At 68.8% G+C, this 16,391-nt stretch carries 4 protein-coding genes; 2 read left to right on the forward strand and 2 right to left on the reverse strand.

Translation table 11 applies throughout. The annotated features are described in order from the left end of the window. Window positions 1-37 precede the first annotated feature (37 nt). The gene (locus AC1DS6_RS06275) at window positions 38-13,678 is read right to left on the reverse strand and encodes a filamentous haemagglutinin family protein (RefSeq protein WP_477102282.1); all 13,641 of its coding nucleotides are present in this window, start codon (window positions 13,676-13,678) and stop codon (window positions 38-40) included. Window positions 13,679-14,096: 418 nt separating this feature from the next. On the opposite strand from AC1DS6_RS06275, the gene AC1DS6_RS06280 reads away from it, so the two are divergent. Together AC1DS6_RS06280 and AC1DS6_RS06285 are read left to right on the forward strand one after the other, a co-directional pair. Next, a complete protein-coding gene (locus AC1DS6_RS06280; protein ID WP_477102283.1) occupies window positions 14,097-14,339 on the forward strand; it encodes a hypothetical protein in 243 nt (80 codons plus the stop codon). After that, complete coding sequence (locus AC1DS6_RS06285; RefSeq protein WP_477102344.1) at window positions 14,339-15,388, forward strand: IS3 family transposase; 1,050 nt, start codon at window positions 14,339-14,341, stop codon at window positions 15,386-15,388. Before AC1DS6_RS06280 ends, AC1DS6_RS06285 begins: the two co-directional genes overlap by 1 nt. On the opposite strand, the gene AC1DS6_RS06290 is transcribed toward AC1DS6_RS06285, so the two are convergent. Further along, window positions 15,370-16,380 carry a FecR family protein gene (locus AC1DS6_RS06290; protein ID WP_477102284.1) on the reverse strand — a complete coding sequence of 337 codons (1,011 nt, stop codon included), beginning with the start codon at window positions 16,378-16,380 and terminating at the stop codon, window positions 15,370-15,372. The two genes, AC1DS6_RS06285 and AC1DS6_RS06290, sit on opposite strands and share 19 nt — an antisense overlap. Window positions 16,381-16,391: the final 11 nt, after the last annotated feature.

A 16,391-nucleotide genomic window follows, 5' to 3' on the forward strand; every position in this document is an offset into this window, starting at 1 on the left:
CACCCGCGCACCGCATCCGGATGGGCCCCGCCCCGCGTCAACGCCGGAGATTGCGGCGCTCCGTGGCGGTCAGCTGGCTGAGCTGCGCTTCGCTCAGCTCCATCTGGCCCAGCACCTGCACCACCCCGTTGGGGTCGTAGCTGGCCGGCGCTGCCCTGGCCCCTTCCCTGGCCTTGGGCGTGGCATCGTCCCCATCCGTCCCAAAGCCGAGCACGCGAACGGTGAAGATCGACGGCAATCCCTGGCGCGCCGCGGTGCGCTCGCGCTGCATCGCGTCCTGCGCGGCGCTCACCGCCTGCGATGCTACCGCGCTGGCGTTGCTCAGCGCGCCGACGTTCACCGCGGCCAGCACGGGAATGCCGGTCGCCTTGCCCTGCACCTGGATGTTCTCCGCATTGACCACCCGCAGCGCGGCCAGGTTGACGTTGCCGGACACGCGGATGCCCGCTTCGCCGGCATCGATGGTGCCCAGCGGCGCGATCAGGTCGATGTCGCCCTGCGGCACCTCGGGGATGGGATTGAGCGTGGCAATGCCCGCGCCGGTGTTCGGCGTGGTCGGCGACAGGCTGACCAGGCCGATGCCGTCGTACACACGCCGCTGCGGCGTGTAGACCACGGTGGACTTGGAACCGCGCCCGGCGTTGATATCGCCCTGCGCCGACCACGCCAGGATGTTGCCGCCGAAGGTGGTGAAAATGCGGCTCTGCCCCAGCAGGATGCTGCCATTGGCGTAGATCTGGATCTCGCCCGCCCCCTGCGTCAGCACGCCCGAGCCTTCGCCGGGGACGAAACCGCCATCCACGCCGACCAGCGTGCGGCCACCCGGCGTCATGATGTTGATGTCGCCGCCGAAATCGGTGTGGATGCCGGCGTCCAGCAGGTCGTACACGCCGATGGTGGCGGGCCTGCCGGCTGCGTTGTGCTCGTCGCGCCGCAGGTAGGTGACGCCCTTCAGCGGCCGCTTGGTCGCGGGGGCATAGGTCGGGTCGGCGTAGTAGTTGGCGCTGCTGAACATGGTCAGGTCGCCCTGGTAGGCGAGCGCGTTGCCTTGCGCGTCATGCGTCGGGAACAGCGTGGCGATGGCTTCGCGGCCGCGCAGGTAGCTGCCTTCGCGCGGGCCGCCCGCCTGGTTGTATTCGCGGCCGGATGCCTTGAGCTCGGCGTAGTACACATTGCGCAGGTAGGCGCGCTGCTGTTCCGGCGGCAGCGCGGCGAAGAACTGACGCGCGTCCATGCTCGCCGCGTCGAAATGCAGGCCCAGGCCGTTGTGGCCGCCGAAACGGTCGCGCAGCCAGTTAACCAGGTGCAGCTGACCGGCCAGCCCGTACTCGCGCTGCAGGTCGCGCCTGGCGGCGGGCTCGCCGCTGGCTGCCGCTTGCTGGCGCGCGCGGTCGAGTTCCGCCTGCTTGGCTTGCAGCCAGGCTGGCGCGCCTGCCTCGTCGCCGGTGTAGCCGAACTGCGCGCGCAGCCAGTCAATCAGCTTCAGTTCACCGCTGTAGATAGTCACCGCCTTGCCCGGCTGACCAGCGAACGCCCGGCCCGGATCGGCCAGGTTGGCCGGGTCCAGGTAGCGCGCGGCGAAGGCGTTGAAGTCCGGCCCGTTGCGCCCCACGCCCGCGGCCACCGCGATGCCGGCACCGCTGCTGCGGTCGCCCGGCGTCACGTTGCCTGCGACCGGCCCGATGCTCTTGAGCTCGGCCCGGTCCGCCATGTACAGGTCGCGCCCGGCGCTGACTTCCAGCAAGCCGGGCCCGGCCACGTAGAAGCTGCTGTAGCGGATGTCGCGGCCGGCGGAGACCACCGATACATCGTCCGCGTTGTCATGCACGATCAGGTTGCCGCGCGCGCTGCCGCCTAAGACCGCAGTGGGTTTTTCAGCGAACGTGCCGTCTCCGCGGCGGGCCGGCATGTACCATCCGCGTGCCCCCTCCGGCGCCAGTTCGTACTCGCCCAGCGAGGTCCCGGCATTGACGAGATCGCGTCCCGCGTGGATCGCCACCGGCCCCCCGCCTTCATACCAGGTGCTGTACGGGCCTGGTGCGCCAAGGTTGTTTCCGCGATAGACGATCGTCCCGGTGCGCAGGCCGATGATATCGCCCTCCACCGCGTAGAAGCGGGCCGGCTGGCGGCCTTCGGCCACATAGCCCGAGGCTGTCGGCGACGTGAGGCTGAACAGCGGGTAGATCTGCCCGCTGCCCGCGGCCGTCATGTTCGCCAGGAACGCGCTGGACGGCAACCCGTCCGGGCTGATGTTGCTGATCTTCAGCGTCCCGTAGTGGATCTTCTCGGTGCTGCCCACGAAGGCCGGGTTGAACGGATTGGGCAAGGCCCTGGGATCGGCGCCCGACTGCGTGACCGCATAGCCGGCGGCATAGATGGAATCGGCCGCCAGCAGCTCCAGCTGGCCCGCGCCGGTGCGGGCATACTGCGGACCCACCGGCGACGGCGCGAGTATCACCCCGGTGGCGGACTGTACCGGCTTGTTCGTGCCGTCAATTGCGCCGGTGCTTGCGTTGCCGTAGTAGAGACTGCCGCTGGCCGCCACCGCGCGCAGCATCGACGGCATGACGAAGCGCCCGTCGGTGGCCGAGTGGTTGCTGTCGCGCCGGTCATCCGCCGCGGCGGTGGACGGCGTCATATTGCCGCCCGCGCTGAACAGGTCGATGCCGGTGGCCGGTGTCCACAGCGAGAACCAGCTCCAGCCCTCGCCGTTGTAGCGGATGCCGTTGGCGGTAAATGGCGTGCCATTGGTATTCAATGTCATCCGGCCAGCGTCGCCGACCCCGCCCAGCACCAGGTCGCCTCGCGTATCGATACGTACGCCGGCGTCGCCCGGCACCAGCACCGGCCCGCCGCCGGCGATGGACGACGTGGCCTTGTAGACGTCGTAGGCACGCGACTCTTCCGGGTCGGCGCGGTCGAAGCGCAACTCGATGCCGCCCACCGAGCCGGCCTCCACGCGCAACGCGCCGCGCAGGTTGACGAAGGTGCTGTTGAGGTCGCTGCGCACGCCCTGGTAGCGGGTCAGCGGGGTAATTTCGCCGGAAGGGGACGCGAAGGCGCGCACTTCCGCCACGGGATTCAGGCCGCCGCCGATGCGGATGTCCAGGTCGCCGCCGCCGGTCAGCGTGAGCTGCCTGCCATCGGCCGAGACCCGGCCCGTGCTGGCAACGGCCAGGTTCAGGCCCTGGCTGCGCGACAGATAGATGCCGGTCGCATCCATGCGCGGCGACAGCATGCCGGCGTCGCCGCCGGTCTCCAGCACCAGGTTGCCGCCACCGAGCGTGCCGATGCCGGTGAACCCGACCAGGAACGGCGCGCTCCCGAACAGTTCATAAGCCGAGCGCGGGCCGGCGACATAGCTGCCAAAGTTGACCCACCAGGCGGTAGGCACGCCTTCGCTGCCCGCCACGGCACTGCCCGTACCCTGGCGCCACAGCCAGTTGCCTACGGCGCTGTTGTCGTAGTGGGCGCGGATCGTGCCGATCGCATCGTCGCGTTGCTGGCTGGTACCGCTGCCGATCAGGTCACCCTTGACGTCGCCCTGGGCCCGTACCAGCACATTGCCACCGCGCTCCGGGTACCAGGCGCGGTACATGCTCTGGCCGCCGCCATCGACGAACGGCACGAACGCCGCACCGTCCGCGCCCAGCAGCGTACCGTCCTGCGCGCTGGGGAGTGGCACGTCCTTGGCGCGCGGCAGGTTGTAGGCTGCGCCCACATTTGCGGACTGGGTCCCGGCGGTATAAACACCGAAGGGCGATGTCATGGTGAAATCGCCGCCGGAGATCAGGTCCAGGTCGCCCGTGCCGGTGCGCAGCACGCTGAACATCTGCTGGCGGGCCGGCAGCATCTCATCCTTGTACACGGCAGGGGTGCCGTCCTTGACCTTGACGACCAGTTCGCCCAAGCCAATGTTGTTCAGGTCGCCGATCGCATCGCCAACGCCAAAGCCCTCGACGGGCTCGCCCGGCACGCCCCACCCATAATTCACGACGTCGGGACCCCACACCCACTCGGATGGCAGGCCCGTTCCAGGCACCAGCGCTTTGCCCGGCATCAGCCCGTAGTGCGTGTCGGCCAGCAGCATGCCCGCGTGCTTGCTGCGGGTCTGCAAGGCGCGCGTGTCCGCGGCCTGCGTGTCCGCGCCGCTCACCAGCCGTATCGACCACGACTGCGAGCCCTCGGCCAGCATCGGCGCCAGCGCCCAGTTGCGGCCCTGGTTGCCGCTCGCGTCGCCGGTTCGCAGCGCCACCATGGTGGCGCCGCCGGGCAGCTTCACCACGGTTTCGCTCGGCACCACCGCGCCCTTGCGCAGCATGAGCGCGCTCGCAAGGACCACGCCGTTGAAGGCAGGATCCGCCGAGTCCTTGATGGTGCCATTGGGGAACGGCAGCGGCACGCCGGCAGGCCAGGTCATGGCGGCCACGCTGGCCGCGACCGGCAGGCGGTTGCCGGCATCGAGCTGCATGCCGCCGGCCAGCGGCACGTCCCTGGCCAGCACCGTGCCGGCGGCATGGATGACATTGCCCTGCGCGTCGCGCACGGCGCCGCCCAGCACGCTGCCCGCCGGCAGCACCAGGTCCGCCGCCAGCGTGGCGCGTGCCGCCAGCACCGTGCCGGCCCGCAGGCTCATGGCCTTCATCGGCAAGTCGTAGTTGAGCGTGCGGCCCGACTGGAAGAAGGTGTCTTCCGCCAATGTCACCAGATCGCCGTGCGGCACCACCACATCGCCGCCCCAGGGCACGCGCCCCTTCACCAGCACCCAGCCCTGGTCGTCCGGCGTGACTGGCAGGACCGAGGCATCGAAGCCATCGGTCAGGCTGCCGTAGATATTGAGCTTGCCGCCCGCGCGCAGCACCAGCGCGCCGGATTCTCCCGAGCCGTAGACGCCGGTCTGCTGCGTGTGCGGATTGACGCTGGCGTAGCGGTAGCGCGACAGATCGATGTCGCCATCGATATGCAGGTCGCCATCGGGCGTGGCGCTGACGATCTCCACGCCGGGACGCAGGTGGAAGGCGTCCGCATAGCCACGCAGGCCGGCGAGCTTGCGGTTCATCAGGTCGCCGTTGGCCAGCGCCTTGCCCATGAACTTCAGGCTGTCGTCGTGCTTGCGGTCCAGGTAGGCCTGGTCGATCACCTGGTAAGGACGGCCATCCGCCGCCAGGTCGGTGCCGGCGTCCGCGTCCCGGTACGTCCAGAAGCCGTTGACGGAGATCGACCGGGCGCCGTCGACGCGCACCGCGCCGCTGGCGTCGATGTCGATATCGTTGCCGGTCGCGCCACCCAGGCGCCGGGCATTGAGGTCTACCGTGCCGAGCGTCTGCGCGTTGGCGCCGGCGCGCAGGTCCATGCGCGCGCCGCTTTCCAGGGTGAGCCGGCCGGTGCCGGCATTGATTTCGATGGTCGCGCGGTTGGGCGCTTCGATGATCTGGCCATAGCTGTCCACGCGCAGCACCGTGCCGTGGGCGTCGAGCACCGCGCCGCCTGCAATGGTGACGCCTTGGCGCCCCGCCAGGCGGATGCTGCCGACCTGTTCGCCACTGGCATCGATGGTGCCGGCCACGGTGAGCTTGCCGCCGTCCACCGATACGCTGACTTCGCGGGCCTTGATTTCACTGCCCACCGTCAGGTCGCCCTGTTTGAGCTGGAAGCTGCGGCTACCGAAGAGCTTGCCGTCGTTAAGGCGCTGGTTCAGTCCGGTGAAGCCGGCGATATGCTGGCCGCGGATATCCGCGCCGCCGGCCGCGAACGGCACCAGCGTGCCGCCGGCATCGTAGTGGCCACTGCTGCCACCCAGGATGCTGCCACCCAGGTCGACGGTGCCCGCACCCGCGCCCAGCGCAAGCGCGGTCAGTTTGCCGGCGCGGTTCTCCACGGCGGAGAGGTCGATGCGGGAACCGGCCGACTGGCGCACGTCGCCGTTGCGGCTTTCCAGCACGACATCGCCGCCCCAGCTGTATTTGCTGACGTCGTAGAAGTCGATCTTGCGGCCGGCCAGGTCGAGCCTTGCGCCATCGCCCAGCACCACGTCGCGCTCGGCGGACACGGTGAGCTTGCCGCTGGGCAGCAAGACCGTGCTGTCCAGCGTCACGCTGCCGCCATCGAGCGCGATCTCCGCACCCAGCGCGTCGGCAAGGGTCTTGCCGGTCAGCGCCACCGGGGCCGCACCGGCGGGCGCTGCCACGCGGATATCGCCGCCGGCGGTGATCTTGTTCACCGATCCGGCGTGGCCGGTCAGCAGCGGCGTGTTGAGACGGAGATTGCCGCCACTATAGGCGTAGCCCTTGCGCGCGTCGTCCCATGCGCCTTGCGACTGGTAGACCGCGAGCGAGCCCCTGTGGTTGGCGGTGATGCGCTCGCTGGCGTTCAGGTCGACGTTGCCAAAGCCCAGGATCAGCCGGTCCAGGCTGTGGATGGTGTCGGGGCGGCTGCCAGGTCCGTAGCCGAATTCGATCTGCCGGGCATCGGCCTGCAGCCGGCCGCTGCCGGTGCCGGCGCCATTGGCCGCCACAAGTCCCGGCGCATTGGTCGAGCCGTTCCACACCAGGACATCGGTATGAATACGCGCCAGCGCATCGGCATTGCCATAGCCAAAGATCGCCGGCGTGCCCAGCACCAGCCGTTCCAGCGACGACTTGCCGGTGGCCGGGTCGATGGTGGACAGTTCCACCGAATCGTAGAAGCGCACTGCATCGCGCACGTTCAACACCAGGTTTTCCAGCGCCGGTGCGCCCTGGCTGGCGTCGCCCTTCAGCAGGCGGTCCAGGATGCCCTGGTTCAGCGTCAGGCCCGCGGGCAGCGCGTTGCGCGCGGCGACGGCCGCGAGCGAGGCTTCGCTGCCGGCGTTGACGCCCCCGACCGACAGCACCAGATTGCGCGTGCCGTAGCGGGCCGCGTCTCGCAGGTTGAAGCTCTGGTCCGTGGAAGCGGCGATCGTGCCTTCGGAGTAGAGCTGCGTCACGCCGCTGCAAGCCGCACCTGGCGCGCAGGCGCCAATGTCGATGAACCCGGCGCCGCGGGTGGGATCGGTGCTGTAGCCCGGCGCCAGCATGTCCAGCCACCCGTTGGACACCGCCAGCACGCTCAGCGCATCGGGCTGGTAGATGAAGCCGTGGGTGGAATCCCAGGCGGCCTTGCCCTGCCCCAGCGTGTTGATGCCGGCCCCCTGCTCCACCACGATGCCGCCGGCCTTGGTGTTGGTCACGAGGAAGACTTCGGCGGCCTTCAGCACAGCGCCAGTGCGCAGGACAATGTTCCCGGCGCCGGTGTCGAACGTGGCAATGTTGGCGCGCTGCGGCGTGCCCGTGATGGGATCGAGGTAGCGGACCGAGGGCAGGCCGCCGATGCCGATACGCGACGCGCCGATGGCATTGATGTCCGCGGCGTGCAGCGAGATGCCCCTGAAGCCCGGCGTCGGCGCCGTGCCGGCGGCCAGGATTTCGTAGTCGACGCCGTTGTTGCCGAGCATCAGCGCGCTGCCGCCGAAGCCGCCTTCGCCCGGCGTGTACAGCGTGCTGCCCGCGAAACGCAAGGCAGGCGCATCGCCAAGCGAGCCTTCTCTCACAGGCAAGGCGAAGTCGAAGCGCAGCGTCTTGGCATCGCGCTCCAGCAGGGCGCGCGGCACGCCGTTGCGCACCGCCTCGGCCTGCGCGAATGCAGCGTAGCTGGTCTCGTTGTACTGCGAGTAGGCGCGCAGCACATCGGCCGGCGTCAGGAAGACCTGCGTGGGCATGGCATTGCGGATGCCGGTGCCGGCAATGCCCATCTGCGCGGCCGTGGTGTACGAGCCATTGCGCATGGCAATGGTGCTGCCCGCCGGCATCGCGCCCGCGGCCATGCCGTTCAGTTCGACGCGGAATGCGCCCGGCAGCAAGGCAAAAGTAGAAGGCAGCAGCGTATAGGTGCCGGCGGGCAGACCGGGAACGCCGGCGCCGATGGTGATCTGCCGGCCGATGGAGGGGTTGCTGGCCCCCTTCTCGGCGACGACCGGCGCGTAGCCCGCCTGCGCGCCGGGCACGATGGCGTAGACCGGGTTGGTCGCCAGGTCTGGCAAGGTGAAGCCGCCCTGCGCGCCCACCTGCACCAGCGGATTCATGCGCGCATCGACGGAGCCGCCGCGCCCGGCCAGGAAGGCCGCGCCGGTCAGCGTGCCGCCGCCCGTCATGTCCAGCACCGCGCCTTGCCGCACATCGATGGCATGGCCAGCCAGGGTGATGGCCGGGGTGTTGCCCACGCCCTTGAACTCCACGTCCTTGCCGTCATGGATATAGCTGAGCCCGTCGAGCGAACCGCCATAGGGCATGACCAGCCCGCTGGCGCTCACCGAGGTGACGCTGCCCGGCAGCAGGTTGACCAGCCCGGTGACCGTACCCGTGCCCGTGGAACCCACATTGATCTCGCCCAGCGGCGCGCGCAGCACGCCGCCCTGGTTCACCGTGGCCGCGCTCAGGCTGAGCCGGCCGAAGACGGAGTACGGCGCCTCCGGCAGCGTATCGCCCACGCGCTGGATATCGAGATGGCGCGCGGGGTCGAACTCGCGCAGCAGAGTGCCCCACTCGTTCACATAGTTGCGCTGCCCGACCACCACCGTGCCGCTGTCGCCCATGCCCGGATAGATCTGCGCGGCCGCCAGCGTCAGGTTGCCCGGCACGGTCAGGGATGCCGCGCGGTACATGCGGATATCGCCGCGGCTGCGCAGCGTCATGTCGTCGAAGCCGTTGCGCTCCACCTCCAGCGGCGTGTCCGCGTTGCGATTGATGGTGCCACGCACGCCGGCACTGAGCGTGCCGGCCAGGTCCAGCAAGTCCGCCTCGACCCGCAGCGCGGACCCTTGCGCCACCGGCGCCACCTTCCCCGCGAGCCTTGCGGGGTTCGGCATGATGCTGTTGTCGAGCTGGCCGCGGGAAACGCCGGCCAGGCGCACATAGGGCGCGGCCATGCTGACCGCGGAGACGGCGCCAGCATGCTCCGCGAGGCCGATGGCGCTGGCCGTCAGGCGCAGGCTCTGCGCCAGTGCCAGGTTCACATTGCCGTCGAAGCTGATGAGCCCGTTGGCCAGCAGCGCCACATTGCCGAAGCCGCCGGCATCGATGCGGTCCACGCCGATGCGCGCGGTACCGTAAGCGAGGGCCGCGTCGCGGTCTCCGGCTTGCAAGCCGTCCGCCAGGGCACTGCCGCCCTGCGCTTGCGCCAGCACCAGTTCGCGCGGCAGGCGCACCGCGTCTTCGACCCCGGGGCCCTTCTCGGTCAGGTTGGCCACCGGGCCGTAATTGGGCGTCTCCAGGCTCAGCGCCAGCGTGCCGCCGGCAGCGCCGTGGCCGCCGGACGCCGCGCGCAGGCTGCCGTCCAGGAACAGCCCGCGGTAGGAACTCAGCGCAATGACGCCACCGTCGCTCGCCACCGTGGTGGCGCCAAGGCCGGGCAGGTCCAGCACGGCCGAGGTGCCGGAGGCATCCAGGCGCGCGCCGGGGCGCACCACGACGAAGGCATCGGCGGCGTCCACCTGGGTGGCGTCGAGGTCATGGCGCGCGCCAACCTCGATCTTGCCGCCCTGGCCGACATGGCCGTAGACGCGCCCGCGTGCATCGACGGCGGTAACGGCGCGGCCCGCGGCATCGAGCACGGCGCCGTTGCCGATCCAGATCGACATCGTATCGGCGATGCCGTTGGGACGGCCCGCGTCGCTGCCGGTGCCCAGCGCGCCGGGCAGCACGGCGATGTTGCCGCCCCAGGCGTTGAGTCGGCCATCGATCGTGATCTGGCCATTGCCCTGCAATGTCAGCGCATGGCCCGGATCGACGCTGACGGTCGCGCCCTCTCCGATGACAAGCGGCGCCCGCGTGAAGACGGAACCCGCGGAAAGCGCGAGGTCCGCGCCGCCGCGTTGCGTCAGCCTGGCCTTGGCCGCGTCCTCCTGCCACAGCGGGGGGAGCCAGCGTTCCAGAGCCCCCGCGGGATCGGCACCGGTTGCCAGGGCGTGGCCCGCGGCAACATCAAAGCGCAGCACCGGCATCAGTACATCCAGCGCGGCGCCCCTGGCCACCTGCACGCCCTGGTGACTGCCCACGGCATAGCGTGAGAAGCCACTCTGGAACAAGCCGCTGTCGAGCACCAGCAACGGTTTGACCGCCACGGCATCCGGCAGCTTCGTGCCTGCCAGCAGCCTGGTGCCTTCGGCCAGCACCACTTGCCTTGGCAGCGGCGTGCCGGCCGCCAGCGTGATGTTGAACTCCGGCACGGGCATGCCGTCCGGAAACGCGTCCGCGGGCACCACGTAGCCTGGCGCCATGTTGCCGGACACGCGGTTCAGTACCGTACCCGCGGGGATCACGTTGCCGTTGGCGTAGAAGTTGCCCCTGGTGTCCTGAATGAAGAAAGTACCGTTGGTTCCGCGCGGCACGGTCCATGCTGCCTTCAGGGTGTACGGGCGCGACGTGCTGAAGCCCGGGTTGCCGGCCATCGCCTCCCCTGGCGCGACGATATCGGACGCGAACGTGAAATCGCTGGCGAGCACCGTCCCGGCAGCCAGGGTGACGGCCTGCGCCAGGGTCAGGTTGACCGACACCGATTCACCCGCCGGCAGCAAGCCGCTGTCGGCCAGCAAGCCGCCGCCGATGGCAACGCCGATGCCGGTATCGATGGTGAGCGTGCCGCCGCCCCTGACGCCGTGGCCGCGCAGCTCGCCATCCATCCGCAGGGCGCCGGAGCCCTTGCCAGCGGTGTCGTTCTGGTTGGACATCAAGGTGATGCTGCCGCCGCGCCCGCCCTGGAGCTTGCCGCCCGGCAGCAGCGCCGCGCCCGAGGACACGTCGGCCAGGCTGCCCGCGCCGAGCGCGACATCGCCGCTACTGCTGATCGTGACCGTGCCGCCGTTCACGTACGGCAGCCCGTGGATATCGGTGGGATCCTGCTTGAGATTGGTCCACAGGCCGCGCGCGTCCAGCTTGACGCCAGGTCCGACCATGACACCCGGCACATAGCCCTTTTCCGTCGGCACGGTTACCGGGACAGCCAGCCAGCCGCCGCCGGCGTCGCTCGTGAACCGGTTGATCATGTTGCCCAGCGCGATGCCACCGCCGCGCGCCGTGAGGCCCGCCTTGACGTCAACCTGCGTGGCGTGCAGCGCGATGCTGCCGCCCGTCGCCACCTGCACGTCGCCGCTCACTGCGATGCCATCCATGGCATAGACTCTCAGTGCGCCCAGGCCAAGCCCGTTGAGCCAGCCGGCATCCAACCGGATCGTGCCTTGCAGGTCTTCCGGCAGCGCGTCCGTCAGGGCCAGCCCGGACGCAATGCGTTGCACGGCGCCGATATCCACCTGCTTCGCCACGGCTTGCGGACTGTCGCGCAGCGTACCGCCCTTGCTGTCGTAGACCGGCATGACCTGGCCGATGATCAACTGGCCGGCACGCGGCGCGGCGGCCTGGGATTGCCTGTAGCCGTCCAGGCCGCTGTCGGGCGCATTGCGCTGGCGGTCGCCCTGGAATACGGTGGCGTCGATATTGCCCTCCAGCACGGCCGACCGCGTACCGACGACCACCCGCCCGGCATCGCGCCCGACCGTGTAGCCGTTCTCCAGCCGCTCGCCCGGCGCGATCAGCGGGCTGAGGAAGTATTCCGTGGTGTTCTTGCCCCAGCGCGCGTGCGTGTCCTCGAAGCCGCGATACAGCCCGGTGTAGAGATTGTCCGCGGGCGCCGTGGCCAGGTTGTACAGGCGCCCGTCCGCTCCCTTGAGCCAGGTCTGCCTGATGGTGCCGCTCTGCACGTTCAGCGAACCCCCGGAGACGTTGATGCCGGACCCCGCCTGCGTGACCAGTTCGCCGCCGCTGAAGCCCACCGTACCGCCCTGCGCGGCCCATTCGCCGATGCTGTGGCCGCCGGTGCTCAGATAGCCGCTGACTTCCAGCAGGCCGCCGCCCGTGTACATGCGCTCGGTGGCATAGCCGTTGGTGCCCGCGGCGACGCGCACCAGGGTGCGGCGGTCGATCCAGATATTGGCGTTAATAAGCAGCTTGCTGTCGCGGTTGAGCGGCGAGTCCCGCTGCTCGTTGCCCTGCACGTTGACCATGACGTTGTTGGATTCCATCGCCACGCTGACGCCCACGGCGCCGGCCACGTCGATCGCGGCGCGGTCCGCCACGCGCGTGCGGCGCACGGCTCCCACCATCACCTGGCCGCCGGTGGCGAGCGTCATGGAATCGGACTGGAAGTCGACGTCGCCGCTGGAATCGATCTTCACGAGCGACTGGTCGCGCCGGTTGTAGGCGCCGTCGCTAAGCCGGGTGGAATCCTTGACCAGCGCGTCGCGCTGCGCATCCAGGGCCGTGGCGTTGCTGTCGTCGAGCAGGATGGCGCTGACGCTGTTGGGCGCCAGTGTCACGCGGCTCCCGGTGTCGCCCGTGGCCTTCAGGTGCAGCGTGCCGCGCGTGTTGACCGAGGTGCTCGCGAGAGCGACGCCCTTCTGCTCCACGTTGCCGCCGGTCAGGGTGATGTCGCCGGTCGCGGCCTGGATCCAGCCGCTGTTGCTGACGAGCCCGGCCAGGTTGCCGGCATTGCGCCGCACATCGACTTCGTTGCCGCGCGTGCTCGAATCCTGGTTGGCGTCCGTGCCCACGCCCTTGCGGATGATAAAGCTGTCGCCGGCCGCCAGCGTGGTCTGGCCGCCGGGCGTCACGATGGTGCCGCGGTTATGCGCCTCGCGCCCGGCCAGCAGGACGTAGCCGCCGCCTTCCGTCACCGATTGCGGCTTGCGCGTTTCGATCCGCGCGCCGGCTTCCACAACCACGTCGCCTGTGGCATTGCCATGCGAGGAAGTCGCAGTGCCCACGACCAGGTCGTTGGCGAGCGTCGGCACATAGGACGCGCCCAATGCGTCGCTGTAGAGCCCCTTGCGGAACTGCGAATCGGTCATGCCCACCGCTGCGGCCATCAGGTTGCGCGTATTGACCTGGCTGCTGCCCGAGAACACGATGCCGTTGCGGTTGACGATCATTACCGTGCCGTCAGCCTTGATCTGCCCCTGGATCTGGCTGGGACGCGCGTGCGGATCGTTGACGCGGTTGAGCACCGCCCAGCTCGGCTGCTGCTCGAAGCGCAAGGTGGTGCTCTTGCCGACGTTGAACGTCTCCCAGTTCAGGATAGCCTTGTCGGCGGTCTGCTGGACGGCAACCTGCGTCCTGCCGTCGACGACCTTCTGCCCGGTTTCCTTGTCCAGCGGCCGCGCATTGATCCAGCCCGCGGTGAGGCTGTTGGTGTCCACCTTCAGGCCGCCTTCTGCCAGGCCGTCGGGGACCGATGGGTCATTCATCGCAGCCTGGCGTGCCGCCGCCTGCGTCGCCTGCATGGCGGCGATGCCGCGCGCCGCCGCATTCAGGTTATCGATGGAGTGCCGCAGTTGTTCGTTGGCGCGTTGCTGCTGTGCGAGGGGGTTGGTCAGCGATGCTGCCGGCTGGCCGTTGGGCAGGCGGCCGGTTGCAGCGGCCGTGTCCTGCATCATGTTCTTCTGCGCCATCCAGGCGCGGCTGAACGCCTGTTGCGCATGCGCGCTGTGTATTGTCCCGCCCGCCGCCACGAGCAGTGCGATGGCGTGGGCCACGGGCCTGATCGTGAGTACCGTCCTGCTGAATCGCTCCGTCTGTCGCGAAGGCATCTTCTTGTAGTGAACGCGCTTATCCATTCTGGCTTTCATCCCCGTCAAGCAAATTCGGCGAGTCCCGCTCGCGTGTATTGCCTGGCGAACCGGTCCTGCGATTGTGTCCACCGACGGTTTGCTGTCGATGCTCCTGGGATCTAGACCGTTGGGGGCGGGGGAATCGGCAAGGTTTTATTTGAAGATTTCGTGACAGGGGGATGGGGGGTAGGGGGTGGGGGGGTGTTGGGGGCTTTTGGTTGCTGCTGACGTTTGGGGGCGGGGTTTTATTGCTTSTAGCTGCTGTCGCGGCTGTACGKRGTTGGCCGTTTTCGCACACGGAGGTGTCACTTTTCTTTACTCGCCCTCCATGTCAGGATACTTGTCGCCTCCGTTTCCTTAGTGAAGCAAAATGGAGGGCGGTGTGCGAATAGGTGATGACACGATATGCAACCGAGCATCGGGAATGGGTGGTGGAGCAGAGGCGGAGCAGATTCAGCAATGGCGTGAGGCGTGCGAGCAGGCCAATGCGGCTACGCCCGTCAAGCGAACGCTGGCGCAGCGGCGGGACGACGAAGCGGCGCGCAGGCGAGTGCGTGAGCTGGAACGCGAGCTCAAGCGCAAGAATGCGGCGCTTGCGGAGACGGCGGCACTGCTGGTCTTGCAAAAAAAAGCCGCAGCGATCTGGGGACGGGACGAGGAAGACTGATCAGCACCCCGGATCGCTTGGAAGCCATAGAGTTGATCGATGAAGCGGTGAGTGCCGGGGCCCGGCAGGAGAAGGCCTGCGAGGCGCTTGGTTTGACCGAGCGGACCTTGCAGCGCTGGCGGCACGCCCCCGCCGACGGGCGGCTGGAAGCGTGTCGCGAGGCACCGGCTAACAAGTTCAGCGAAGCAGAACGGCAGGCGGTGCTGAGGGCGGCGAACCAGCCAAGTTACGCGAGCCTGACGCCGCACCAGATCGTGCCAAAGCTGGCGGATGAGGGCATCTACGTGGGATCGGTATCGACGATCTACCGGGTGCTGCATGAAGCGGGACAAAGCCGTCGGCGTGGCCGCAGCAAGGCCCCGTGCACGCGCCCGCYGACGACGCAYCGGGCCACGGGTCCGAACCAGGTGTGGTGTTGGGACATCACCTGGCTGCCGACCACGGTCAAGGGCAAGTTCTTCTACTGGTACATGATGAAGGACATCTACAGCCGCAAGCTGGTAGCCAACGAGGTGCATGAGAGCCAGACGGCTGAGCACGCCAGCCGYCTGCTGATGCACGGCTGYTTGCGGGAGCAAACGGCAGGTCGTCCGCTGGTACTGCATTCGGACAACGGCAAGGCCATGAAAGGGGCCACCATGCTGGCAGCGATGTATGACCTAGGCGTGGTGCCGTCCTATAGCCGGCCTAGGGTGAGCAACGACAACGCCTATGCCGAAGCGTTGTTCCGTACGGCGAAGTACTGCCCRATGTGGCCGGAGCGCCCGTTCGATAGCCTGGAACAAGCGCGTGACTGGGTGTTGCGCTTCGTGCGCTGGTACAACGACGAGCACCGACACAGCGGCCTGAAATACGTCACGCCAARCCAGCGGCATCAGGGCAAAGCTACCGCACTGTTGGCGCAGAGAACGGCGCTGTATGAAGCCGCGCGCGCCCGGAATCCGCAGCGTTGGAGCGCGGGCATCCGCAACTGGGAACTCCCAGATGCGGTGTACCTGAACCCGGAGCGAGCGCAGAAAAACGCAGAGAATTACAAGCAAGCAGCGTAACGGCTGAGGCGACAACTACCTTGACACACGCCGCACCTCACCTCCAACCCCAACGACCGCTGCATCTGCGCAATAGCCTTATCAAGCGACCGGATCTGAAAACGCCCCGTCACATGCCTGGCCGCCACCTGCTTATCAAGCAACACCACCCTCCCCGGCCGATACCGATTAATCTCCTCAACCACCTCACGCAACGGCGCATCGGCAAACCGCAGGTAGCCATCCCGCCAAGCCGGCATCCACGTCGGATCGACACGCACAATCCGTCCGAGCGCAGCACTATCGTAGGTGAGTTGCTGCTTGCCGCTCAGCGTCGCGACACCCGCGGCATGCGCCACCTGCACCGTCCCCTCGACGCACGTCACGCACACACCGGCAGGCGTGACCCGCACTTCGAACCTGGCGCCCTGCGCAAACGCGCGCCCCGTCCCGGCGACGACCGCGAACGGCCGCGGCGCATTCAGGGTATCGACAGCGGCTTCGCCAGAGATCAGGTCGATGCCCTGCACGCGCCCCGCTCCGGAGCGCACGGCAATACTGGTGCGCGTATTCAGCTCGACGGTGACGTCCTCGGCCAGAGCCAGCCGGCGTTGCTCGCCGGTCGCGGTGCGGTAGTCCGCCCGCATCTCCTCCACGGAAGGCCACAGGCCCAGCGGCGGCTGGACGACGGCCACCGTCGCCGCCGCTGCCGCCGCGCTCATGGCGCCGCCGAGGAATGCGCGCCGCTGCCAGTCCGGCGCGCGCCGCGTCCCGGCAATGCGCCGGCTGGCCGGGTTGCGCGCCACCACCAGATGGCTGGCCTCGCCCAGTTGCTCCCATCGCTGCCGTGCCACGGCAAACGCAGCCCTGTGCGCGGGGTCCGCCATGCACCAGCGCCTGAGCGCCGCGCCGTCGGCCGGCGTCATCTCGCCCGCCGCCGCGCGGCGCACCCAGGCCAGCGCCTGCCGCTCGACCGCATCCAGCGCCCTGTCCTGTTGTCCCGGAAGATTCATCGTTCGTATCA

The sequence above is a fragment of the Cupriavidus sp. 05L310 genome (genome assembly GCF_056398185.1).